Consider the following 23871-nt stretch of genomic DNA (forward strand, 5'->3'; position numbering starts at 1 on the left):
CCGAGGACTGGTCGGCGGTGCCGCGGGCGTCGGTGATGCTCTGCTTGATCTGCGCGATGGTCGGTTGCAGCTTGTCGAGGAAGCGGTTGAACCAGCCCACCAGCTCGCCCAGTTCGTCTTGCTTGCTGTACTTCAGGCGCTGGGTCAGGTCACCGTCGCCGCTGGCGATTTCCTTGAGCATCTGCGCCACGCTGTTGATCGGCCGGGTCACGCCGGAGGCGGTCAGCCAGATCAGCAACAGGCCGATCACGCCGGCGACCGCCGCCACCAGCAGCGACACCAGGGTGCCCTGGGCCTGGGCATCGTCGAGCACGCCCTGGAGTTTCACGGTGTCGGCCAGCAGCACCTGCTCCGGCAGGTCGATCACCACGCCCCAGGGGCGGGCATCGGCGATCGGGCTGACCGGATACACGGCGCGGATCAGGTCGCCCTGCTTGAGGATTTTCGGGGTATTGCCAGCCAGCAGTTGCAGGACATCCCTGCCTTCGGCGCCGAGGGTGTCGGCGATGCCTTTGCCGACCTTGGCCGCATCGTTGCTGTAGGCGGCGAGGATGCCGCTGCCGGCGACGATCAGCATGTGCCCGGCACCGTCGAACAGCCCGCGCTGGGAGTCGGCGGCCGCGGCCTGCAGGGCATCCAGGGCGATGTCCACGCCGACCACGCCTATGACTTTGCCGTCGACGATCAGCGGCAGGGAAATGGTGGTCATCAGCATCAGCTTGCCGCCCACGGTATCGGCGTACGGGTCGAGCAGGCAGGTGCGCTTGCTGTCGCGCGGGCAGGTGTACCAGCTGTTATAGGGGGTGCCGCTGACGCTCAGGGTGGTCTTGTTCATGTCCTCTTCGACCATCACCGTGTTCAGCCCGGTGCCGCCGGCACGGCTCCAGTAACTGGCGAAGCGCCCGGCTTCGTTGGAGGCGTGGCCGGCGTCGTTGGCGAACTCGCTGTCCTTGCCGTCGAGGGCGTTGGGCTCGTAGGCGAGCCAGATGCCCAGCACCTTGGTGTTGCGTTCGAAGGCGGTTTTCAGGCTGTGGTTGAGCTCTTCACGCAGCGTCGCGGCCTCCAGCGAACGCTTGCCGGCCATGGCCCGCAGGTCGTTGATCTGGTCGGCCAGGGCGGTGATCACCAGCAGGCTCTCGCCAAAGGTTTTCTGTACCCGCACCGCCTGCTCGGCGGCCCGGGCCTGCAGCAGGTTCTGCACGCTGTCGGTGAGCATTCGCGAGCTGGAGCTGCTGACCAACTGATCGTTCTGGTTGGTCTGGTAGATGTTCATCCCGACGATCAGGCCCACCACGCCGAGCAGGCAGAGTCCGGACAACAGCACGATTTTCAGGCGAATGGACAGAGAGTCGAACATGGGGCGATCTCGCGAATGGATAGGGGGGAGCGGTGAGTCGGATGACTCCGGTCGCCAAGTCCATTCAGCGCCATGCCCGGAACATCGGCTTGGGCGGCATTTGTCTGAGAAAAAGCCGACGAGCGGTCATGTGTTTGACATAAACGAGGAGGAGGGAGATTTCGCTGGAGGGCATGTCGCGAGCAGCCGAACGTCGACCGGCTGCTCTTGCAGAGGAATCAAGAGGCCTGGGCCAGAGCCTCCGGGCGCGACCAGATCCACAGGTTGCCCAGGCCCATGCCGGCCAGCGCCAGGTACAGGGTCCAGTGATGGTTGAGCAGGCTCAGCATCAGGCCGGCGCACAGCAACATGCTGACAGTGGCGCTGACCTTGGCCCGGCGGCTGACGATCCGGCCGTTGCGCCAGTTGCTCAGGATGGGGCCGAACAGGCGATGGTTTTCCATCCAGGCGCTCAGGCGTGGCGAGCTCTTGGTCGCGGCCCAGGCGGCGAGGAGCACGAACTCGGTGGTCGGCAGGCCGGGGACGACGATGGCGATCAGGCCGATGGCCAGGCTGATGTAAGCCAGGCAGCCGAAGAACAGGCGGGAGGCCTTGGACGGAGATCGGGTTGTGCCGGTCATGGGTTCGATGATGAGGTGACGAGCATGGGGCTCAATCCACAAGGGGTGGGAATAACGGCTGACGCCAGCGGGTTCGTTCCTGCAGCGGGCGTGAGTCTACGCCTTCAATACAGGAACGAGGGTGCCGGCGAAAAAATCAGGCCAGTTCAGGCGCCGTGTCGTAGGCCTTTTCCAGTAGCACGGTAAAGCGGTTGAAGGCATCCAGCGCGCCTTTTTCCGCCGCGGCTTCTTCTTCGGCGCTGAATGCCAGACCGTCGAGGATGCGGGTGAAGGTTTTCCAGCCTTCGGCGCGACCACCGGCCGGCTCGCCCAGGTGCCGGGCACCGAAGGTTTCGCCGAGGCCCAGGCCCACCGCGCGCTTGATCAGGAACGCCGCGCCGAGCTTGGAGCCCTCGGAGACGAACAGCCAGCCCAGGGCTTCGGCCTTGCTCGGGTTCTGCACCGCGCCCGCCACCGGGGCCGGGACTTCGGTCTCCAGGTCCGCCAGGTCGGCCTTGGCCGCTTCGGCGCGGCAACGTTCTGCCAGGTCCGGGACGATGGCGATCAGCGCCGGGTCGTTGTACAGGGCGACCAGTTCCGACTGGAACAGATACTGGGCGACGACGAAACGGGCAAAGCTGCTGGCGCTTTCGAACGGCGCGTGGGCCTTGACCAGGGCGTCGAGCCTGGCATGGGGTTCGTGGGTGATCTGGTTCAGGCGCTGGGAGCGCAGGCTCGGGCGCTGTGGGGAATCCTGGGTGGTCATGACGATGTCCTTGGTCAATGGAAATGAGAGCTGCTTAAAAATAAGAGCGGCTTGAAATGAGAAGCACTTGCTAACTAGACGAACAAGAAGACGCGGCACAGTAAAAAATCCTCACTGCGCCCCATCGAAAAGCGCAGTGAGGCAGACCGGATCAGATGTCCCAGATCAGGTTGACCGCGAAGTTGCGACCCGGCTGGGTCAGGCGGTCGAGGTTGGCCGGGCTGAGCACGGCGGCTTCGCCGACGCTGTCGTAGCCGCGCACGTCATCCCACAGCCAGTACTTCTTGTCGGCCAGGTTGTAGATGCCGGCGCTGACGGTGACGTCGTCGCTGACCTTGTAGAAGCCGGTCAGGTCGAGCACGCCGTAGCCCGGGGTCTTGAACTGGCTGCTGGTGCCGTCCGGGGTCTTGAAGCTGCTGCTGTCGACGCGGTCTTTCTTCTTCACCAGGGTCCAGCTGAGCAGGGCGCCGTAGTTATCCTGGTCGTAGCCCAGGCCGAACACGCCGGTCAGCGGGTTGACCGCGTTCAAGGGTTCGCCGGTGTCGTTGTTGCGACCGTAGGCATAGGCCACCGAACCCTGGGTGTACAGGCCCTGCGGCGTGCCTAGGGCGTCGAGGTTGAGCCGGCCTTTGACTTCCACGCCCTTGATGGTGGCGTGCTTGATGTTGTTGCTCTGGAACGTCAGTTCGTCGTAGCCCGGGGTCACCGCGTCTTCGTTGATGAAGTCGCGGTACTTGTTATAGAACACCGCCACGTCGAAATTGCCGGACTCGAAGTTGCCGCGCAGGCCGGTTTCATAGCTCTGGCTTTTCTCCGGCTTGAGGTTCGAGTTCGGCGCCACGCGGTAACCGGTGGTGGTGTTCTCGAAGCGGCCGTACAGCGCCTTGGCGGTCGGGGTGCGGAAACCTTCGGCGTACTGGCCGTACCAGGTGTACTGGTCGCTCAGGGCGTAGGTCAGGCCGAACTTGGGCGATACCCGGTGCCAGGTCTTGTTCTGGTCGCTCACTTCACCATTGCCATCGGCGGCCACGGTGTTGAGGAACTCCTGGGTGATGTGCGGCTTGAGCTGGGTGTAGTCGTAGCGCAGGCCCGGCAGGAAGGTCCACTGGTTCCAGCTGATCTGGTCCTGGGCGAACAGGCTGTAGGTGTTGATGGTCGGGTCGGGGAAGTCGCTGGACTTCTTCAGCACGTCGGACGGGCTGATGGCGCCGACCGCCGTGCAACCGCGACCGACCGCCAGGCAGGTGCCGCTGCCGCTGCGCGAGCCGGTGACCTTTTCCTGCTTGATCGTGGTGCCGTAGGTCAGCAGGTGCTCGGTTTCACCGATGGCGAAGGCCTTGTCGGCCTGGGCGTCGAAGACCCACTGCTTTTCCTGGTAGAGGGTTTCGCGGCTGCGCATGACGTTGCGGCTGAACGGGAAGTAGTTTTCCAGGGTGCTCTGGTCGGTCTTGGCGATCTGGTAGTTCAGGCTCCACTTCACGTGGTCGGCCAGCAGGCTGTCGAGGGCGAAGTTGTTGTCCAGGCCGAAGCGTTCGCGGGTGATGGTGTCGTTACCGGTGCGCGAGCGGTACATGCCCAGCGGCTGACCGGCGTTGAACGGGCCGCCCACGGCGCTCTTCTGGTTGGTGTCGCGGTCGTCCTTGTACTTCTCGTAGGTCAGGCCCAGGCGCGCGTCGTCGGCATAGTTCCAGCCGGCCTTGGCCAGCACGTTGCTGGTGCGCACGTCTTCCGGGTTGGCGGCGGTGCGCGCCAGGCCGGTGCCGTTGTGACTGCCGTAGGAGTCGGTTTCGTGGCCGTCGCGCTGGCTGAAGTGCAGCAGGCCGTCGAACTGACCACTGCGTCCAGCCACAGTGGCGGATTTCAGCCAGCTGTCGTCGGCCGAGCTGTAGCCGGTCTTCAGGCGGGCGCCGACGTCCTGGCCTGGCTTGATGATGTCGTCCGGGTCGAGGGTGAAGTAGCTGACCGCGCCGCCGATGGCGTTGCTGCCGTACAGCACCGAGGCCGGGCCGCGGAGGATCTCCACGCGCTTGATGATTTCCGGGTCGACGTAATTGCGCTGGGTCTTGGCATAGGGGCCGTTGAAGAAGCCGTTGGGAATCTCCACGCCGTCGACCTGGGTCAGGATACGGTCGCCGTCGATGCCGCGGATGTTGTAGCCGCTGATGCCGCCGCCGCGCTGGCCGGCGCCGCCGACCGAAACGCCCGGCTCGTAGCGCACCAGATCCTTGATGGTGTTGACGTTGTTGCGGTCCAGGTCCTGGCGGTCATGCACGGTCACGGTGCTGGGCACGCTGCTGACGTCCTGTTCCTGGCGCGTGGCGCTGATGGTCACCTGTTGCAGGTTCAGGGCGCCGCCGCTGGCGCGTTTTTCCAGGACGATGTTGTTGGCGCCCAGCTTGCGGTAGCTCAGGTTGGTGCCCATCAGCAGGCGGTCCAGGGCTTTTTCCGGTGGCAGCGAACCGCGCACGCCCGGGGAAGCGATGCCTTCGCCCAGTTCCGCCGGCAGGCCGACCTGCCAGCCGGTGACGGCGGTAAAGGCATTCAGCGCCGACACCAGCGGTTGCTGGTCGATGGCGAAGCTGTAGTCGCCCATGTTGCGTGCTGGCAGGGTCTTGGCCCCGGCGGTGGCGGCCATGACTGGCGCGGCCCCGGCCAGCAGGATGGCGGCGGTCAGCAGGGACAGCGTGCAGTTCTGCAGGCGGGCCTGGCGGGAGGATGAAGAGGACCGGCTGTTGAGGCGAGAGGACATCGATAGCGCTCCGTGTCGCACGAATCTTTATAGGTGCTGATTCTCATGATTAATGCGAATCAATTGCATTGGCTATAACGAGACGAACGACCGACAGCGATCGCGTAAAAATAAATGCGCTTTAGTTGAGGATGACCAGCGCCGGGAATTCCTGCAGGCGCGCCGAGGTGATGTGAGCCAGGGAACGCACCACGTCCAGCGGCTGGTCGAGGCGGTAATTGCCGGTGACCGCGACATCGGCCAGGCGCTCGTTGTTGTTGACGATCCAGCCCGGGTAATACCGGCGCAACTCGGCCAGCACCTGGTTCAGCGGGCAGTTCTCGAACACCAGCCGGCCCTGGACCCAGGCCAGGTCCTTGTCGAGGTCGAGCTTGGCCGGGCGGTCGAAACCGTTGGGGCCGATGCGGATGCTTTCGCCGGCCGACAGGCGCACCCGGGCATCGTCGTGGGTGGCGCGCAGGTCGACATCGCCGCGCTGCACCCGCACCTGGGCCACGCCGTCCAGGTAACGCACGGCGAAGGCGGTGTTGCGCACGCTGGCGCGTACCGGGCCGGCGTCGAGTTCCAGCGGCTGGTCGCGGCTGGCGGGGATCTCGAAGAAGGCTTCGCCCTGGTACAGGCGGGCCACGCGCTGGCGCTCGTCGATGCTGCTGGAGAAGGCCGAGTTGGTGTTGAGCAGGACTTTCGAGCCGTCCTCCAATTGCAGACGCTGGCGCTCGCCGACCACGGTCAGGTGATCGGCCTGCAGGCGCAGGGGCAGGTTGCTGAAACTGAACAGGCCGAGGATCAGCACCGCCGCGGTTGCCAGGGGGCGCCAGTGCGGACGCAGGCGCGACAGCAGGCTGAGCTTGGTTTTTTGCGTGTCCAGGTTTTGCGCGCAGCGCACCACTTGCGGGCCGTTCCAGATCGCCTGGGCCTTGTCGAAGGCTGCGCTGTGCAGGGGCGAGGCGTTCAGCCAGTCATGGAATTGCCGGGTCTGCTCGGGGCTCGGGTTCTCCAGCAGGATCAGCCAGTCCAGGGCCTGGTCCATGGCCTGATCCGCAGTACGGCGAGTGGCTGTTTCCCCGTCCTGGGCGGTCGGCTGGGTGCGGTGGATGTCCGTCACGGGTGTTCCTCGGCTGTGTCTGTGCACGGCTGTTTTTTAGATGGAGAGCGCAGGGCGGTCAAGGGTAGCAAAGGGCTGCGGCTGACGCCCGCCCGGCTGGGCCTCAATGACCGTTCAAGCGCTCGGCGACGCCGATGCAGATGGCCATGATCAGCTTCAGTTCCTTTTGTACCGTGCTTTGGGAGACTTCGAGTTTCTCGGCGATTTCCAGGTAGCTGTGGCCGTGCAGGCGGCTGAGGATGAAGATCTGCTGTTGGCGCGGGCTGAGTTGGGCAAGGCTCGTGTTCAGGCGTTCCAGCAACTGTTCGGCATGGGCGGCATCCTCGGCGCTGCTCAGGGGCGCGGCCACGCTTTCGACCACGTCCACCGGCACGTCTTCGAGCAGGGTGCGGGCCTGGATGCGTCGCGCGCGCAGATGGTCGAGCGCCAGGTTGCGGGCGGTCTGGAAGACGAAGGGTTCGAGGTGCTCGATGGCCCGTTCGCTCAGGGCCCGGGTCACCCGCAGGTAGGTTTCCTGCAGCAGGTCCTCGGCGGTGCTGTGGTTGTTGACCATCCGCTCCAGCGTGCGCAGCAGCGAAACGCGCTGGGTGAGAAAGACGTGATTGAAGCGGGATTGGCTCACAACAGGACCTGGCTGATTTTTTCAGCAGATGATAATGCTTATCATCTACGTCGAAGGTCAAGCCCTGAGTGAATCATCGACGCCCGGAGAGGTAGGCCGGGTAGTCCGGAATCCGGTAGCTGTGCGCCTGCTCCATCAGCGGGCTGCTGAGCAGGTAGTCGGCGCTGCATTCGTTGCAGGCCACGGGAATGTTCCAGACCGCCGCGACCCGTAGCAGGGCCTTGATGTCCGGATCGTGGGGCTGGGGTTCGAAGGAGTCCCAGAAGAACACCAGCATGTCCACCCGCTGCTCGGCGATCCGCGCGCCGAGTTGCTGGTCGCCGCCCAGGGGGCCGCTGATCATGCTTTCCACCGGCAGGCCGAGGCGCTGGTGCAGCAACTGGCCGGTGGTGCCGGTGGCCAGCAGGTCGTGCTCGGCGAGCCGGTCTTTCTGCCGCTCGGCCCAGTCGAGGAGGAAACTCTTGCAATGGTCGTGGGCCACCAGGGCGATGCGCTTGCGCGCCGCCATGCTGGCCTGGGTGAAGCTGATACCGATCATCGGTGGTGGCTCCGGGAGGGAGAGAGTCTGCAGGAGCTGCCGAGGCTGCGATCTTTGCGCGCTTGAACCTCGAATGTGAAGATCAAAAGATCGCAGCCTGCGGCAGCTCCCGCACCGCAGGCCGTGGGTTTACTCGGCGCTGCACAGGGCCAGGCAGTTATCCAGCATGCGGTTGGAGAAGCCCCACTCGTTGTCGTACCAGGCCAGGACCTTGAGCAGCTTGCCGCCGCTGACCTTGGTGTGATTGGCGTCGAAGATCGACGACAGTGGGTTGTGGTTGAAGTCGCTGGAAACCAGCGGCAGGCTGTTGTAGCCGAGGATCTTCGAGTGCTGGCTGGCGCTCTTGAGCAGGGCGTTGACCTCCTCGGCGGTGGTGTTGCGCTTGAGCTGCACGGTCAGGTCCACCAGCGATACGTTGATCACCGGGACGCGCACCGCCATGCCGGTCAGCTTGCCCGCCAGCTCCGGCAGCACCAGGCCCACGGCTTCGGCCGCGCCGGTCTTGCTCGGGATCATGTTCTGGGTGGCCGAGCGGGCGCGGTACGGATCGCTGTGGTAGACGTCGGTCAGGTTCTGGTCGTTGGTGTAGGCGTGGATGGTGGTCATCAGCCCGCTTTCGATGCCCAGCTCGCGGTTCAGCACCTGGGCCACCGGCGCCAGGCAATTGGTGGTGCACGAAGCGTTGGAAATGATCTGGTGCGACTGGCGCAGAATGTCGTGGTTCACGCCATACACCACGGTGGCGTCGGCGCCTTTGGCCGGGGCGGAAATAATCACTTTGCGGGCGCCGGCGCTGAGATGGGCGGCGGCCTTGGCACGGTCGGTGAACAGGCCGGTGCATTCGAATACTACGTCAATCTTCTCGGCGGCCCAGGGCAGTTCGGCCGGATTGCGGATGGCGCTGACGGCGATCCGGTCGCCGTTGACGGTCAGGCTTTCCTGATCGTGCTGCACCTCGGCATCGAAGGTGCCGTGGACGGTGTCGTATTTGAGCAGGTGGGCATTGATCGAGCTATCACCCAGATCGTTGATGGCGACGATCTGCAGATCCTGACGATAGCCTTGGGTATAAAGTGCGCGCAGGACGTTGCGGCCGATGCGGCCAAAACCATTGATTGCGATTCGTAGAGTCATTAGAAAAGCGCCTGCCGTAGTTTTGTTGTTGGAATTACAAGATTATTCGCAAAAAAATAGAAAACAAGCCTTTTTGATGGCAATATTTTGTTTTATCTACAACGAGTGACCTGAATCAACTGGTCCAAATGGTCAAGAAACCCTCTGCCATCCCCTGTGCCGCGGGCGTTTTGACCAGCATAGACAAACAGGTCGCCACATCCGTTAGCCTGGAGTTCTACACATGCATCCCCGCGTTCTTGAGGTCACCGAACGGCTTGTCGCCCGCAGTCGCGCCACTCGCGAGGCTTACCTCGCCCTGATCCGCGGCGCCGCCAGCGATGGCCCGCAACGGGGCAAGCTGCAGTGTGCGAACTTCGCCCACGGCGTTGCCGGCTGCGGCTCGGAAGACAAGCACAGCCTGCGCATGATGAATGCCGCCAACGTGGCAATTGTTTCGTCATATAACGACATGCTCTCGGCGCACCAGCCGTATGAGCACTTTCCCGAACAGATCAAGAAGGCCCTGCGCGAGATGGGCTCGGTCGGCCAGTTCGCCGGCGGCACCCCCGCCATGTGCGATGGCGTGACCCAGGGCGAGGCCGGCATGGAGCTGAGCCTGCCGAGCCGCGAGGTGATCGCGCTGTCCACCGCGGTGGCCTTGTCCCACAACATGTTCGACGCCGCGCTGATGCTCGGCATCTGCGACAAGATCGTCCCGGGCCTGATGATGGGCGCGTTGCGCTTCGGCCACCTGCCGACCATCTTCGTCCCGGGCGGGCCGATGCCGTCGGGCATTTCCAACAAGGAAAAGGCCGACGTGCGCCAGCGTTACGCCGAGGGCAAGGCGACCCGCGAAGAGCTGCTGGAATCGGAGATGAAGTCCTACCACAGCCCGGGCACCTGCACCTTCTACGGCACCGCCAACACCAACCAGCTGCTGATGGAAGTCATGGGCCTGCACTTGCCGGGCGCGTCCTTCGTCAACCCCTACACGCCACTGCGCGACGCCCTGACCCATGAGGCGGCGCAGCAGGTCACCCGCCTGACCGCGCAGAGCGGCAACTTCACGCCGATCGGCGAGATCGTCGACGAGCGTTCGCTGGTCAACTCCATCGTCGCCCTGCACGCCACCGGCGGTTCGACCAACCACACCCTGCACATGCCGGCGATCGCCCAGGCCGCGGGCATCCAGCTGACCTGGCAGGACATGGCCGACCTCTCCGAGGTGGTGCCGACCCTGTCCCACGTCTATCCGAACGGCAAGGCCGACATCAACCACTTCCAGGCCGCGGGCGGCATGGCGTTCCTGATCCGCGAACTGCTGGAAGCCGGCCTGCTCCACGAAGACGTCAATACCGTGGCCGGCCGTGGCCTGAGCCGCTACACCCAGGAACCGTTCCTGGACAACGGCAAGCTGGTGTGGCGCGACGGCCCGATCGAAAGCCTCGACGAAAACATCCTGCGCCCGGTGGCCCGCGCGTTCTCGCCGGAAGGCGGCCTGCGGGTGATGGAAGGCAACCTCGGTCGCGGGGTGATGAAAGTCTCCGCCGTGGCGCTGCAGCACCAGATCGTCGAAGCGCCGGCGGTGGTGTTCCAGGACCAGCAGGACCTGGCCGATGCGTTCAAGGCCGGCGAGCTGGAAAAAGACTTTGTGGCGGTAATGCGCTTCCAGGGCCCGCGCTCCAACGGCATGCCGGAACTGCACAAGATGACGCCGTTCCTCGGCGTGTTGCAGGACCGCGGCTTCAAGGTCGCGCTGGTCACCGACGGGCGCATGTCCGGGGCCTCGGGCAAGATCCCGGCGGCGATTCACGTCAGCCCGGAAGCCCAGGTCGGCGGCGCGCTGGCGCGAGTACGCGACGGCGACATCATTCGCGTGGATGGCGTAAAGGGCACGCTGGAGCTTAAGGTAGACGCCGATGAATTCGCTGCCCGCGAGCCGGCCAAGGGCCTGCTGGGTAACAACGTCGGCAGCGGCCGCGAATTGTTCGGTTTCATGCGCATGGCCTTCAGCTCGGCGGAGCAGGGCGCCAGCGCCTTTACCTCTGCCCTGGAGAACCTTAAGTGAAGTTAGCGCTGGTCGGTGACATTGGTGGAACCAATGCGCGTTTTGCGTTGTGGAAAGACCAGCGCCTGGAATCGATCCAGGTGCTGGCGACGGCGGACCACGCCAGCCCGGAAGAAGCCATCGGCGTCTACCTGGGCGGCCTCGGCCTGGCGCCGGGTGCGATCGGCGCGGTGTGCCTGTCGGTGGCCGGCCCGGTCGGCGGCGACGAATTTCGCTTTACCAACAACCACTGGCGCCTGAGCCGCAAGGCCTTCTGCCAGACCTTGCAGGTCGACGAACTGCTGCTGGTCAATGACTTCTCGGCCATGGCCCTGGGCATGACCCGCTTGCAGCCCGGCGAGTTCCGGGTGGTTTGCGAAGGCACCGCCGAGCCGTTGCGCCCGGCGGTGGTGATCGGGCCGGGCACCGGCCTGGGCGTCGGCACCCTGCTGGATCTGGGCGAAGGCCGCTGGGCCGCCTTGCCGGGCGAGGGCGGGCATGTCGACCTGCCGTTGAGCAGCCCGCGGGAAACCCAGTTGTGGCAGCACATCTACAGCGAGATCGGCCACGTCAGCGCCGAGACCGCGCTCAGCGGCGGCGGCTTGCCCCGGGTGTACCGGGCGATCTGCGCGGTGGACGGGCACGAGCCGCTGCTCGAGACCCCGGAAGCCATCACCGCCGCGGGCCTGGCCGGCGACCCCATCGCCCTGGAAGTGCTCGAGCAGTTCTGCTGCTGGCTGGGACGGGTGGCGGGCAACAACGTGTTGACCACGGGTGGGCGCGGTGGCGTGTACATCGTCGGCGGGGTGATCCCGCGGTTTGCCGACTTTTTCGTCGAAAGCGGTTTTGCCCGTTGTTTTGCCGACAAGGGCTGCATGAGCGATTACTTCAAGGGCATCCCGGTGTGGCTGGTGACGGCGCCGTACTCGGGCCTGACCGGTGCCGGAGTGGCGCTGGAGCAGGCGTTCGCCTGATCCAGTGCGCTACATCCGTAGCCGCTGCCGAGCCTGCGAGGCTGCGATAAGGCCGAAGGCCTTCAGCGATCTTTAAATCCCTGCGCCCGCTTCGTCGGAATGCCGCCCAGGTCGATCGCAGCCTCGCGGGCTCGGCAGCGGCTACAGAGCCTTGGTATCTACGTTTCGTTGATCGGTAAGGCATAATCCGGCCCCATCCATAACAACAAAGGACGGCCCGCGTGAGTTCAGTCAGTAAGTCGATCTTGTTGGTTGATGACGATCAGGAAATCCGCGAGCTGTTGGAGACCTACCTCAGTCGCGCCGGCTTCCAGGTCCGCAGCACGCCCAACGGCGCCGGTTTTCGCCAGGCGCTGAACGAGGCGCCGAGCGACCTGGTGATTCTCGACGTGATGCTGCCGGACGAAGACGGCTTCAGCCTGTGCCGTTGGATTCGCCAGCATCCGCGGGTCGGCCAGGTGCCGATCATCATGCTCACCGCCAGCTCCGACGAAGCCGACCGGGTGATCGGCCTGGAGCTGGGGGCCGACGATTACCTGGGCAAGCCCTTCAGCCCTCGCGAGTTGCAGGCGCGGATCAAGGCCCTGTTGCGCCGTGCGCAGTTCGGCCAGGAGCGTACCGGCGGCGAGGTGCTGTGCTTCGACGAGTGGCGCCTGGACATGGTCAGCCACCGGCTGTTCCACAACGACGGCGAGGAAGTGATTCTCTCCGGCGCCGACTTCGCCCTGCTCAAGCTGTTCCTCGACCACCCCCAGGAAATCCTCGACCGCGACACCATCGGCAATGCCACCCGCGGCCGAGAACTGATGCCCCTGGACCGTATCGTCGACATGGCGGTCAGCCGCCTGCGCCAGCGCCTGCGCGACACCGAGAAACCGCCGCGGCTGATCCGTACCGTGCGCGGCAGCGGTTACCAGTTGGCAGCCAATGTGGTTGCCGGCAATGCTCACTGAGTGGCCGCGCAAGCTGCTGGCGCGGGTGCCGGTGCCGCGTTCGCTGCTGGGCCGGATGTTGCTGCTGACGCTGCTGGCGGTGTTGTTCGCGCAAACCTTGTCCAGCGTGATCTGGGTGTCGCAATTGCGCGCCACCCAGCTCGAAGGCCTGGTCACCAGCGCCCGCAGCCTGGCCCATTCGATGACCGCCAGCGTCAGCTACTTTCGCTCGCTGCCGGTGGCGTACCGGCCGCTGGTGCTCGACCAGTTGCGCAGCATGGGCGGCACCCGTTTTGTCGTGACCCTCAACGACAAGCCGCTGGGCATGGAAGTGCTGCCCATCACGCCACGCAAGCAGGCGGTGCTCAAGGCGGTGGAGGAAGTGCTGCGCCAGTCCCTGGGCAACGACGCCTACATCTCGGTGACCTTCGTCAGCCCCGAGGACCTGCGGATTTTCAACGGCGGCTTGAAACTCGATGAGTTGCCGCGTTCCTGGGCCCACTACGCCCTGACCCTGGAACCGGTGAACCCGCCGGTGCTGGTCACCCAGATCCAGATGGCGCCGGGGGAGTGGCTGTACATCGCCTCGCTGTTGCCCGAGCCCTACACCAGCCTCGAAGAGCAGGGGCTGCCGGCGCAGCAGGTGTGGTTCATCGTGCTCACCAGCGGTTTCCTGCTGCTGTTCATCGGCCTGCTGGTGCATTGGCAGAGCCGGCCGCTCAAGCGCCTGGCGCGGGCCGCGCGGGACATGTCCCTGGGCGCCGATGTGCAGCCGGTGGCCGAAGGTGGCGGCAGCGAAGTGGTGGAGGTCGGCCGGGCCTTCAATGCCATGCGCGAGCGCATCAGCCGTTACCTGACCGAGCGCAGCCAGTTGTTCAGTGCGATTTCCCACGACCTGCGCACGCCCATCACCCGGCTGCGGCTGCGGGTCGAACTGCTGGAGGACGAGCAGTTGCAAACCAAGTTCGGCCGCGACCTGGATGAGCTGGAATTGCTGGTCAAGGGCGCGCTGCAATGCGTCAAGGACACCGATATCCACGAGAACATCGAGCCGGTGGACCTCAACCAGGTGCTCGACTGCCTGGTGGAGCCTTACCTGGCGCCCAACGGCAACGGCCGCGTGACCCAGCAGGGGCGGGCGCTGGCGCCTTATCCGGGCAAGCCCCTGGCGCTCAAGCGCTGCATGGGCAACCTGATCGACAACGCGCTGAAGTACGGGCAGAACGCCCACCTGCACATCGACGACGATGCCAATGCGTTCATCCTGCATGTCGACGACGAAGGCCCGGGCGTGCCGGAGCAGCGCCTGGAGCAGGTGTTCGAGCCGCACTTTCGCCTGTCCGGCCAGCAGCAGGGCTACGGCCTGGGCCTGGGCATCGCGCGCAACATCGCCCACAGCCATGGCGGCGAGGTGAGCCTGCAGAACCTGCGCGAAGGCGGTTTGCGCGTAACCCTGTACCTGCCGCGCTCCATGGATTGATGCTTTCGTAGCCGCTGGCGAAGCCTGCGCCCGGCCGCGTAGCGGTCGTAAAACGTTATGCCGCGCTTGGCCGTATGACCGAGGCGCCGGTTTTGCGAGCCCTGCGGTCTCGAGCGCAGCCTGCGGCAGCGGCTACAAGGTTGTTTGTCACGGCTTGGTGACATTTCCTGTGACCTTCGTTACCTGCCCGCGCGAACCCGTTGTTTAGACTCAAGGCCTTGATAAGAACAACAACAGGTTCGCCATGAACACTATTCCACTGACGTTCAGCAGCTGGCTGAACGCTCCTGCCCATCATCAATGGCTGGCCGCCGAAGGCCAGCGCCTGCTGGGGTTCGCCCGCGCGGCACGGCTGCCCGAAGGCTTCGGCGACCTGGACGAGCACGGGCGCCTGCCGAGCGGTGCCCGCGCCGGCACCATGAACACCGCGCGCATGACCCACAGTTTCGCCATGGCCCATATCCAGGGCATTCCCGGCTACGCCGCGCTGGTGGACCACGGCATCGCCGCGCTCAACGGTGCGCTGCGCGATGGCCAGTACGGCGGCTGGTTCGCCAGCCCTGGACAGGGCGACGGCAATAGCGGCAAGGCCGCCTACCTGCATGCCTTCGTCGCCCTGGCGGCGAGTTCCGCGGTGGTGGCCGCGCGCCCCGGCGCCGAGGCCTTGCTGGCGGAGGCGATCCGGGTCATCGAAACGCATTTCTGGAGTGAGGAGGAGGGCGCGATGCGCGAGTCCTTCAACCGCGACTGGAGCAGCGAGGAGGCCTATCGCGGCGCCAACAGCAACATGCACGCCACCGAGGCGTTCCTCGCCCTGGCCGATGTCACCCAGGACCCGCGCTGGCTCAACCGTGCCCTGCACATTGTCGAGCGGGTCATCCATGAGCATGCCGCCGCCGGTGATTACCGGGTCATCGAGCATTTCGACCGGCAGTGGCAGCCGCTGCCGGATTACAACCAGGAGCATCCGGCCGACGGTTTCCGCCCCTATGGCACCACCCCTGGGCACGCCTTCGAGTGGGCCCGCCTGCTGCTGCACCTGGAAGCCGCGCGTTGCCAGGCCGGCATGCTCAGCCCCGGCTGGCTGCTGCTGGATGCCCAGAAACTCTTCGAGAATGCCTGCCGTGATGCCTGGGACGTCGATGGCGCGCCGGGCATCGTCTACACCCTGGACTGGCAGCAGCGCCCCGTGGTGCGCCAGCGCCTGCACTGGACCCACGCCGAGGCCGCGGCGGCGGCCAGTGCCTTGCTGCAACGCACCGGGGAGGCGCAGTACGAAACCTGGTATCGGCGCTTCTGGGAGTTCACTGCCGAGCATTTTATCGACCCGCTGCACGGCAGCTGGCACCACGAGCTGGACAGCAGCAACAGGCCCAGCGCCGAGATCTGGGCCGGCAAGCCGGACCTGTATCACGCCTGGCAGGCGGTGCTGATTCCGCGCCTGCCCCTGGCACCGAGCATGGCATCGGCCTTGGCCGAAGTGTCTAGACTGGGCATTGTGTAACCATGTGGTGACATTCGCGCATCCCTTCGTTACCTGCGCGGGTGGGTCCCCTGTTTAGAATCCTATGCAGCGCAAGCACCAGACTTGCATGCATAACAACAAGAAAGGTACACCTCAGATGAATGCGATTTCTCGTCTAGCTGCTGTCATTTCCGTTGCCTCGTTGTTTCCCCTCAGTGCATTCCCTCTCGTTTCCGTTGCCGCCGATGCCAAAGGTTCCGTGGAAGTTGTCCATTGGTGGACTTCCGGCGGTGAAAAAGCGGCGGTCGATGTGCTCAAGGCCCAAGTCGAAAAAGACGGTTTTACCTGGAAAGACGGCGCAGTCGCCGGCGGTGGCGGTGCCACGGCCATGACCGTGCTGAAAAGCCGCGCCGTTTCCGGCAACCCGCCGGGCGTTGCCCAGATCAAGGGCCCGGACATCCAGGAGTGGGGCAGCACCGGCCTGCTCAGCACCGACGCGCTGAAAGACGTGGCCAAGTCGGAAAACTGGGACGGCCTGCTTTCCAAGAAAGTCTCCGACACCGTGAAGTACGAAGGTGACTATGTCGCCGTGCCGGTGAACATCCACCGCGTCAACTGGCTGTGGATCAACCCGGAAGTCTTCAAGAAGGCCGGGATCGACAAGGCCCCGACCACCCTCGAAGAATTCTATGCCGCCGGCGACAAGCTCAAGGCCGCCGGCTTCATCGCCCTGGCCCATGGCGGCCAGCCATGGCAGGACAGCACCGTGTTCGAAGACGTGGTGCTCTCGGTCATGGGCGCCGATGGCTACAAGAAAGCCCTGGTCGACCTGGACCAGAAGACCCTCGCCGGCCCGGAGATGACCAAGGCCTTCACCGAGCTGAAGAAAGTCACCGGCTACATGGACCCGAACCGCGCCGGGCGTGACTGGAACATCGCTGCCGCCGACGTCATCAATGGCAAGGCCGGCATGCAGATGATGGGCGACTGGGCCAAGAGCGAGTGGACCGCGGCGAAGAAAGTCGCCGGCAAGGACTACCAGTGCGTGGCCTTCCCGGGCACCGACAAAGCCTTCACCTACAACATCGACTCCCTGGCGGTGTTCAAGCTCAAGGCCGATCGCAAAGGCGATATCGCCGCGCAGCAGGACCTGGCCAAGGTGGCCCTGGGCAAGGACTTCCAGAAGGTCTTCAGCATCAACAAGGGTTCGATCCCGGTGCGCACCGACATGCTCAACGACATGGCCGCGCAAGGCTTCGACTCCTGCGCCCAGGCGGCGGCCAAGGACTTCCTGGCCGACGACAAGACCGGCGGCCTGCAACCGAGCATGGCGCACAACATGGCCACCTCCCTGGCCGTGCAGGGTGCGATCTTCGATGTGGTGACCAACTTCATGAACGACAAGGACGCGGACCCGGCCAAGGCCAGTGCGCAGCTGGCGTCGGCGGTCAAGGCCGCTCAGTAACTCCGAATGCCGCAGGCCTGCCTGCGGCGATTTATCTGACGGCTCTTTCCCCTGTAGGAGCGAGCTTGCTCGCGATGACTGCATGACATTCGACAGAGGTGTCGGCAGTCGGATCGCTATCGCGAGCAAGCTCGCTCCTACAGGGGGCGTGTCGGACCTCACTTCTTCAATTGGATTATCCCGATGAGCTCTGTGGCGGTTTTCAGCAAAGCCTCACCGTTCGACGCGCTGCAGCGCTGGCTCCCCAAGTTGGTCCTGGCGCCAAGCATGCTGATCGTCCTGGTCGGTTTTTACGGTTACATCATCTGGACATTCATTCTGTCCTTCACCAATTCCAGCTTCATGCCGAGCTACAAGTGGGTCGGCCTGCAGCAATACATGCGCCTGATGGACAACGACCGCTGGTGGGTGGCGAGCAAGAACCTGGCGCTGTTCGGCGGCATGTTCATCGGCATCAGCCTGGTGCTCGGCGTGTTCCTGGCGGTGCTGCTGGACCAGCGCATCCGCAGGGAAGGCTTTATCCGCACCGTCTACCTGTACCCGATGGCGCTGTCGATGATCGTCACCGGCACCGCCTGGAAATGGCTGCTCAACCCCGGCCTGGGCCTGGACAAGATGCTGCGTGACTGGGGCTGGGAAGGCTTTCGCCTGGACTGGCTGGTGGATCAGGACCGCGTGGTGTACTGCCTGGTGATCGCCGCCGTGTGGCAGGCCTCCGGCTTTGTCATGGCGATGTTCCTCGCCGGCTTGCGCGGCGTTGACCAGTCGATCATCCGCGCCGCCCAGGTCGATGGCGCGAGCCTGCCGACCATCTACCTGAAGATCGTTCTGCCGAGCCTGCGCCCAGTGTTCTTCAGCGCCTTCATGATCCTCGCGCACATCGCGATCAAGAGCTTCGACCTGGTGGCGGCAATGACCGCCGGCGGCCCTGGCTATTCGTCCGACCTGCCAGCGATGTTCATGTATTCCTTCACCTTCAGCCGTGGCCAGATGGGCATAGGTTCGGCCAGCGCCATGCTGATGCTGGGCGCGGTGCTGACCATCCTGGTGCCGTACCTGTACTCCGAACTGCGAGGCAAACGCCATGACTAACCAGCTCGGAAAACCTGCGCTGAACTTCAGCCGCATCGCCATCTACGCCACCCTGCTGCTGGCCGCGGCGGTGTACCTGGTGCCGCTGGTGGTGATGCTGCTCACCAGCTTCAAGACCCCGGAAGACATCCGCACCGGCAACCTGCTGAGCTGGCCGGCCGTGATCGACGGCATCGGCTGGATCAAGGCCTGGGGCACCGTGGGCGGCTACTTCTGGAACTCGGTGAAGATCACCGTGCCGGCGGTGATCATCTCGACCTTCGTCGGTGCCATGAACGGCTACGTGCTGTCGATGTGGCGCTTCCGTGGTTCGCAGCTGTTCTTCGGCCTGCTGCTGTTCGGCTGCTTCCTGCCGTTCCAGACCGTGCTGCTGCCGGCGTCCTTCACCCTCGGCAAGTTCGGCCTGGCCAACACCACCAGCGGCCTGGTGCTGGTGCACGTGGTCTACGGGCTGGCGTTCACCACGTTGTTCTTCCGCAACTACTACGTGAGCATTCCGGATGCCCTGGTCAAGGCCGCGCGCCTGGACGGCGCGGGCTTCTTCACCATCTTCGGCAAGATCCTGCTGCCGATGTCGGTGCCGATCGTCATGGTCTGCCTGATCTGGCAGTTCACCCAGATCTGGAACGATTTCCTGTTCGGCGTGGTGTTCGCCAGCGGCGATGCGCAACCGATCACCGTGGCCTTGAACAACCTGGTCAACACCAGCACCGGGACCAAGGAATACAACGTTGATATGGCGGCGGCGATGATCGCCGGGCTGCCGACACTGCTGGTCTACATATTCGCTGGCAAGTATTTCCTGCGTGGGCTGACGTCCGGCGCGGTCAAGGGGTAAAAGATGGCAACTCTCGAATTACGCAACGTCAACAAGACCTATGGCAGCGGCTTGCCGGACACCCTGAAGAACATCGAACTGAAGATCGATGACGGTGAGTTCCTGATTCTCGTGGGGCCCTCGGGCTGCGGTAAATCCACCCTGATGAACTGCATCGCCGGCCTGGAAAACATCAGCGGCGGGGCGATCCTGGTGGACGACGCCGACATCAGCGGCATGAGCCCGAAGGACCGTGACATCGCCATGGTGTTCCAGTCCTACGCGCTGTACCCGACCATGAGCGTGCGCGACAACATCGCCTTCGGCCTGAAGATCCGCAAGATGCCGGCCGCAGAGATCGACGAGGAAGTGGCGCGGGTGGCCAAGCTGCTGCAGATCGAACACCTGCTCAGCCGCAAGCCCGGCCAGCTGTCCGGCGGCCAGCAACAGCGCGTGGCCATGGGCCGGGCCCTGGCGCGGCGGCCGAAGATCTACCTGTTCGACGAACCGCTGTCCAACCTCGACGCCAAGCTGCGGGTCGAGATGCGCACCGAAATGAAACTGATGCACCAGCGCCTGAAAACCACCACGGTCTACGTCACCCACGACCAGATCGAAGCCATGACCCTGGGCGACAAGGTGGCGGTGATGAAGGACGGCATCATCCAGCAGTTCGGTACTCCGAAACAGATCTACAGCGACCCGGCCAACCTGTTCGTGGCCAGCTTCATCGGCTCGCCGCCGATGAACTTCATCCCCCTGCGCCTGCAGCGCAAGGACGGCCGTCTGCTGGCCCTGCTGGACAGCGGCCAGGCCCGTTGCGAGCTGCCTTTGGGCATGCAGGACGCCGGTCTGGAAGACCGGGAAGTGATCCTCGGCATCCGCCCGGAGCAGATCAGCCTGGCGAACGGCGAGGGCAACGGCCTGCCGACCCTGCGCGCCGAGGTCCAGGTCACCGAGCCGACCGGTCCCGACACCCTGGTGTTCGTCAACCTCAACGGCACCAAGGTCTGCTGCCGCCTGGCGCCGGATGTGGCGCCGCAGGTCGGCGAAACCCTGACCTTGCAATTCGATCCGGCCAAGGTTTTGCTGTTCGATGCCAAGAGTGGCGAGCGCCTGGGTGTTGCGGCCCCTGCGCAGGCCGAAGCCCACGCCAGCAACGTGGCGCAGTTCAAGGGGCGTTGAAGCCCGCGTTATTGGAGCAAGGACATACCGAATGCGCGGCGGATGGCCTGTCATCCGTCGCATCAGGTGTAAACCGCGTTAGAGAAAAACAGTTAATAACAATAAAGACGAGGATGTAGGGATGAAAAACAAGAGCACCAATGCACGCTTGATCTGCCAGTTGTCAGCGATTGCGGCAATGACCCTGGCCGGTAGCGCGCACGCTGACGAAGCGTTCAGCGCCGATTCGAAATGGATGACCGGTGACTGGGGGGGCGAGCGGACCAAACTGCTCGAGAAAGGGATCGACATCAAGGCCGATTACGTTGGCGAAATGGGCGCCAACCTGCACGGCGGCTACAACGACGACAAGACCGGGCGCTACAGCGACCAGTTCGGCCTGGGCGTGGCGTTGGACCTGGAAAAACTCTGGGGCTGGGACAACACCCAGGCGAAGATCCAGTTGACCAACCGTAACGGCCAGAACATCTCCAACGACCGTATCGGCGACCCGCGTGCCGGCACCCTGAGTTCCTCCCAGGAAGTCTACGGCCGTGGCCACATGGTGCGTCTGACCCAATTGTGGATCCAGCACCAGTTCCTCGACGGCAAGCTCGACGTCAAGGCCGGTTACTTCGGCGAAGGCGAAGACTTCAACACCTTCCCCTGCGACTTCCAGAACCTGGCGTTCTGCGGCTCCCAGGTGGGCAACTGGGCGACCAACATCTGGTACAACTGGCCGGTCAGCCAGGCGGCACTGCGGGTGAAGTACCACATCACCCCTGAGCTGTACGCGCAGATCGGCGCGTACAACCAGAACCCGTCGCAACTGGAGCACGGCAACGGCTTCAAGCTCAGCGGCAGCGGTACCAAGGGCACCGTCCTGCCGGTCGAGCTGGTCTGGTCGCCGAAGGTCAACAACCTGCCGGGCGAATACCGCGTCGGTTACTACAAGAGTACGGCCGATGCCAGCGACGTGCGCGAGGACGTCAATGGCCAGGACGCCGCGGTCACCCGCGACAGCTATCGCGTGCACAGCAGCAAGCACGGCTACTGGTTCGTCGGGCAGCAGCAACTCACCACCCACAACGGCGATGCGACCCGCGGTCTGAACATCGCGGCCAACGCCACGTTCCACGACAAGGACACCAACTTCATCGACAACTACCAGTCGCTGATGCTGGTGTACAAGGGCCCGTTCGACGCACGTCCGAAGGATGACGTCGGCATTGGTTTCGCCCGTATCCATGTCAACGACGACGTGAAGAAAAACGCCCAGTTGCTCAATGACACCAACGGCGTCAGCAACTACGACGATCCGCTGTTCTCGCCGATCCGCGAGACTGAGTACAACTACGAAATCAACTACGGCTTCCATGTCACCAACTGGCTGACCGTGCGTCCCAACCTGCAGTACATCACCCATCCAGGCGGTGTGGATGAAGTCGACAACGCCCTGGTGGCCGGCCTGAAAATTCAGTCGGTGTTCTAACGCTGTTGCGATAAGCTCCTCCTCTATGTGCGCATTTTTGCGGATGGCCCAGGCTATCCGCTTTTTTTTGCGGGACAATTCGCCCCCTGTAGCCGCTGCCGCAGGCTGCGATAAGGCCGCAGGCCTTCAGCGATCTTGAGGACGCTACGCGTTCCGGCCGATCGCAGCCTGCGGCAGCGGCTACAGGAGCTTGCGCAGCATGATGACTATCAGGACAGCAATGATCTTCAGGACCGTGGCCCATGCATGAGCATCCGCTACAACGCTTTTTCAAATCCTTGCGCGAGCGCCCGACCTTCGCCTGGGAGCGCTATCAGATGCGCGATGTGCTGGTGATCGACCATCCGCTGTGCCAGGCGGTGTTCAGTCGCCAGGGCGCGCAGCTCCTGCACTTTCAGCCGACCGGACAGAAGCCCTGGCTGTGGTGCGCGGCGAAGTGGCCGCAGGTCGGGGCGATCCGTGGCGGGGTGCCGGTGTGCTGGCCCTGGTACGGCCGTCACCCGAGCGAAAACGCCTGGCCGTCCCATGGCTGGGCCCGGCTGATCGACTGGAAGCTGCTCGACAGCCGCAGCGATGACGAGGGCGTGTACCTGCACTGGCAGTTGCAGCTGTGCGACTGGCAGGTCGACCTGCACGCGCACCTGGGCGAAAGCCTGGACCTGCGCCTGAGCACCGAGCACCAGGACAGCCTGCCGTGCCAGCTGAGCCAGGCTTTGCACGCCTACTGGCGTATTGGCGACGTCGGTGAGGTAGCGCTGTCTGGGCTCGACGGCGCCGAGGGTTACGACCAGTTGAGCCGCCAGGCGTGCCGGCAAACGGGCGAGCTGCGGGTCGATGGCGGCTGCCAGCGGGTGTTCCAGCACGAGGGCGAATTGCAGCTCAAGGACCACGCCTGGCAGCGCGAATTGCGCATCGACACCGGCGACACCGCCGACACTGTGGTCTGGCATCCGGGCAGCCGGCCGCTGCTGGGGGTGAGCTGGAACGAGGTGTCCGGGTTCGTCTGCGTCGAGGCCGCGGCGGGCGGTACCGACAGCCTGTGCCTGGCGCCGGGGGAGCGGGCGCATCTGAGCCTGCAGGCGCGGGCGGGGGCGTAGTGGCGGGTTGGCGGTGTGGCTGCTGCCGTCATCGCGGGCAAGCCTCGCTCCTACAGAACACATTGAGCTGTAGGGACGAGGCTTGCCCGCGATAAGGCCGGAGGGTCCGGCGCAGGGGGAGGGCGAGCCTCAGTTGTACTCGTCGCCCACCGGATAGCGGCTGGCGTTGAGGCTTTCCTTGATCTTGCGCAGGTGCGGCTGGAAGTCCACGCCGCGGCGCAGGGTCATGCCGGTGGCGAGGACGTCGAGCACGGTGAGCTGGATGATCCGCGAGGTCATCGGCATGTAGATGTCGGTGTCTTCCGGCAGCGGGATGTTCAGGCTCAGGGTACTGGCCTTGGCCAGCGGCGAGCCGGCGGCGGTCAGGCCGAGCACCGAGGCGCCGTTTTCCCGGGCGATGCGCGCCACTTCCACCAGCTCGCGGGTGCGCCCGGTGTAGGAGATGATCACGAACAGCTCGCCGGTGTGCGCCACCGAGGCGATCATCCGCTGCATCAGTACATCGGCATGGGCGGTCACCGCCAGGTTGAAGCGGAAGAACTTGTGCTGGGCATCGAGGGCCACCGGGGCCGAGGCGCCGAGGCCGAAGAAGTGGATCTGCCGGGCCTGGATCAGCAGGTCGACGGCGCGGCTGATCAGGTTCGGGTCCAGGGCCTGGCAGGCGCTGTCCAGGGAGGCGATGGCGCTGCCGAAGATCTTCTGGGTGTAGGCTTCGGGGTTGTCGTCGGCTTCCACCGCGCGGCTGACGTAGGCCGCGCCGCTGGCCAGGCTCTGGGCCAGTTGCAGCTTGAGTTCGGGGTAGCCGCTGACGCCGAAGGAGCGGCAGAAACGGTTGACCGTCGGCTCGCTGACCGAAGCGGCCTGGGCGAGGGCAGCAATACTGAAGCGGGTCGCCTGCTGTGGGTTGAGCAGGATGACTTCGGCGACTTTACGTTCCGCCTTGTTCAATTCTTCAAGGCGATTCTGGATCTGTTCCAGAAGATTTCGCACGCGG

The 23871-nt window shown here is 64.5% G+C and carries 19 protein-coding genes and 1 pseudogene; 11 read left to right on the top strand and 9 right to left on the bottom strand.

Going from position 1 to position 23871, the window contains the following annotated elements:
• Positions 1-124 precede the first annotated feature (124 nt).
• From J4E58_RS32290 to gap, 8 genes and pseudogenes are all read right to left on the bottom strand, one after another.
• Positions 125-1357, bottom strand: a pseudogene (locus tag J4E58_RS32290) (chemotaxis protein); the annotation flags it as partial.
• A 218-nt stretch (positions 1358-1575) separates the two neighbouring features.
• Positions 1576-1977, bottom strand: a complete 402-nt coding sequence (locus tag J4E58_RS14895) for a YbaN family protein (RefSeq protein WP_007926296.1) — start codon at positions 1975-1977, stop codon at positions 1576-1578.
• A 136-nt stretch (positions 1978-2113) separates the two neighbouring features.
• Entirely contained in the window at positions 2114-2722 is a 609-nt protein-coding gene (locus J4E58_RS14900; RefSeq protein ID WP_087090291.1) for a biliverdin-producing heme oxygenase, read from the bottom strand.
• Positions 2723-2873: 151 nt separating this feature from the next.
• Entirely contained in the window at positions 2874-5471 is a 2598-nt protein-coding gene (locus tag J4E58_RS14905; RefSeq protein WP_087090293.1) for a TonB-dependent receptor, read from the bottom strand.
• 121 nt (positions 5472-5592) lie between these two features.
• Positions 5593-6576: a FecR domain-containing protein gene (locus J4E58_RS14910; protein ID WP_087090295.1), complete on the bottom strand. Its 984-nt coding sequence runs from the start codon at positions 6574-6576 to the stop codon at positions 5593-5595.
• A gap of 103 nt (positions 6577-6679) precedes the next feature.
• Positions 6680-7198, bottom strand: coding sequence for an RNA polymerase sigma factor (locus J4E58_RS14915; protein ID WP_087090297.1), 519 nt, complete (start codon positions 7196-7198; stop codon positions 6680-6682).
• Positions 7199-7271: 73 nt separating this feature from the next.
• A complete protein-coding gene (locus tag J4E58_RS14920; RefSeq protein ID WP_087090299.1) occupies positions 7272-7736 on the bottom strand; it encodes a methylglyoxal synthase in 465 nt (154 codons plus the stop codon).
• A 129-nt stretch (positions 7737-7865) separates the two neighbouring features.
• Positions 7866-8870 (bottom strand): type I glyceraldehyde-3-phosphate dehydrogenase, encoded by a 1005-nt coding sequence (gene gap / locus J4E58_RS14925; protein WP_007926310.1) that lies wholly within the window; start codon positions 8868-8870, stop codon positions 7866-7868.
• Between the two features lie 223 nt (positions 8871-9093).
• On the opposite strand from gap, the gene edd reads away from it, so the two are divergent.
• The 11 genes from edd (at position 9094) to J4E58_RS14980 (ending at position 22877) form a co-directional block, all read left to right on the top strand.
• The gene (gene edd, locus J4E58_RS14930; protein ID WP_087090301.1) at positions 9094-10920 is read left to right on the top strand and encodes a phosphogluconate dehydratase; all 1827 of its coding nucleotides are present in this window, start codon (positions 9094-9096) and stop codon (positions 10918-10920) included.
• Entirely contained in the window at positions 10917-11873 is a 957-nt protein-coding gene (locus J4E58_RS14935; protein WP_087090303.1) for a glucokinase, read from the top strand. The genes edd and J4E58_RS14935 overlap by 4 nt, the downstream gene beginning before the upstream one ends.
• 221 nt (positions 11874-12094) lie before the next feature.
• Positions 12095-12826 carry a response regulator gene (locus J4E58_RS14940; protein WP_087090306.1) on the top strand — a complete coding sequence of 244 codons (732 nt, stop codon included), beginning with the start codon at positions 12095-12097 and terminating at the stop codon, positions 12824-12826.
• Between the two features lie 31 nt (positions 12827-12857).
• Positions 12858-14285 carry an ATP-binding protein gene (locus J4E58_RS14945; protein ID WP_202949040.1) on the top strand — a complete coding sequence of 476 codons (1428 nt, stop codon included), beginning with the start codon at positions 12858-12860 and terminating at the stop codon, positions 14283-14285.
• 244 nt (positions 14286-14529) lie between these two features.
• Positions 14530-15789 (top strand): AGE family epimerase/isomerase, encoded by a 1260-nt coding sequence (locus J4E58_RS14950; RefSeq protein WP_087090308.1) that lies wholly within the window; start codon positions 14530-14532, stop codon positions 15787-15789.
• Positions 15790-15907: 118 nt separating this feature from the next.
• On the top strand, positions 15908-17215 hold the full coding sequence (locus tag J4E58_RS14955) for an ABC transporter substrate-binding protein (RefSeq protein ID WP_007926323.1): 1308 nt from the start codon (positions 15908-15910) through the stop codon (positions 17213-17215).
• A 183-nt stretch (positions 17216-17398) separates the two neighbouring features.
• Positions 17399-18307 carry a carbohydrate ABC transporter permease gene (locus J4E58_RS14960; protein ID WP_007926330.1) on the top strand — a complete coding sequence of 303 codons (909 nt, stop codon included), beginning with the start codon at positions 17399-17401 and terminating at the stop codon, positions 18305-18307.
• Entirely contained in the window at positions 18300-19145 is an 846-nt protein-coding gene (locus tag J4E58_RS14965) for a carbohydrate ABC transporter permease (RefSeq protein ID WP_087090310.1), read from the top strand. Before J4E58_RS14960 ends, J4E58_RS14965 begins: the two co-directional genes overlap by 8 nt.
• Positions 19146-19148: 3 nt before the next feature.
• Complete coding sequence (locus tag J4E58_RS14970) at positions 19149-20309, top strand: ABC transporter ATP-binding protein (protein WP_087090312.1); 1161 nt, start codon at positions 19149-19151, stop codon at positions 20307-20309.
• 121 nt (positions 20310-20430) lie between these two features.
• Positions 20431-21780: a carbohydrate porin gene (locus J4E58_RS14975; protein WP_053262356.1), complete on the top strand. Its 1350-nt coding sequence runs from the start codon at positions 20431-20433 to the stop codon at positions 21778-21780.
• Positions 21781-22022: 242 nt separating this feature from the next.
• Positions 22023-22877, top strand: coding sequence for a D-hexose-6-phosphate mutarotase (locus J4E58_RS14980; RefSeq protein ID WP_007921951.1), 855 nt, complete (start codon positions 22023-22025; stop codon positions 22875-22877).
• A 129-nt stretch (positions 22878-23006) separates the two neighbouring features.
• Here J4E58_RS14980 and J4E58_RS14985 read toward each other — a convergent pair whose 3' ends face one another.
• Positions 23007-23867: a MurR/RpiR family transcriptional regulator gene (locus J4E58_RS14985; RefSeq protein ID WP_169914959.1), complete on the bottom strand. Its 861-nt coding sequence runs from the start codon at positions 23865-23867 to the stop codon at positions 23007-23009.
• Between the last annotated feature and the right edge of the window lie 4 nt (positions 23868-23871).

Source organism: Pseudomonas sp. FW305-25 (genome assembly GCF_017351415.1).
In the GTDB taxonomy this organism is placed as follows: Bacteria; Pseudomonadota; Gammaproteobacteria; order Pseudomonadales; family Pseudomonadaceae; genus Aquipseudomonas; species Aquipseudomonas chlororaphis.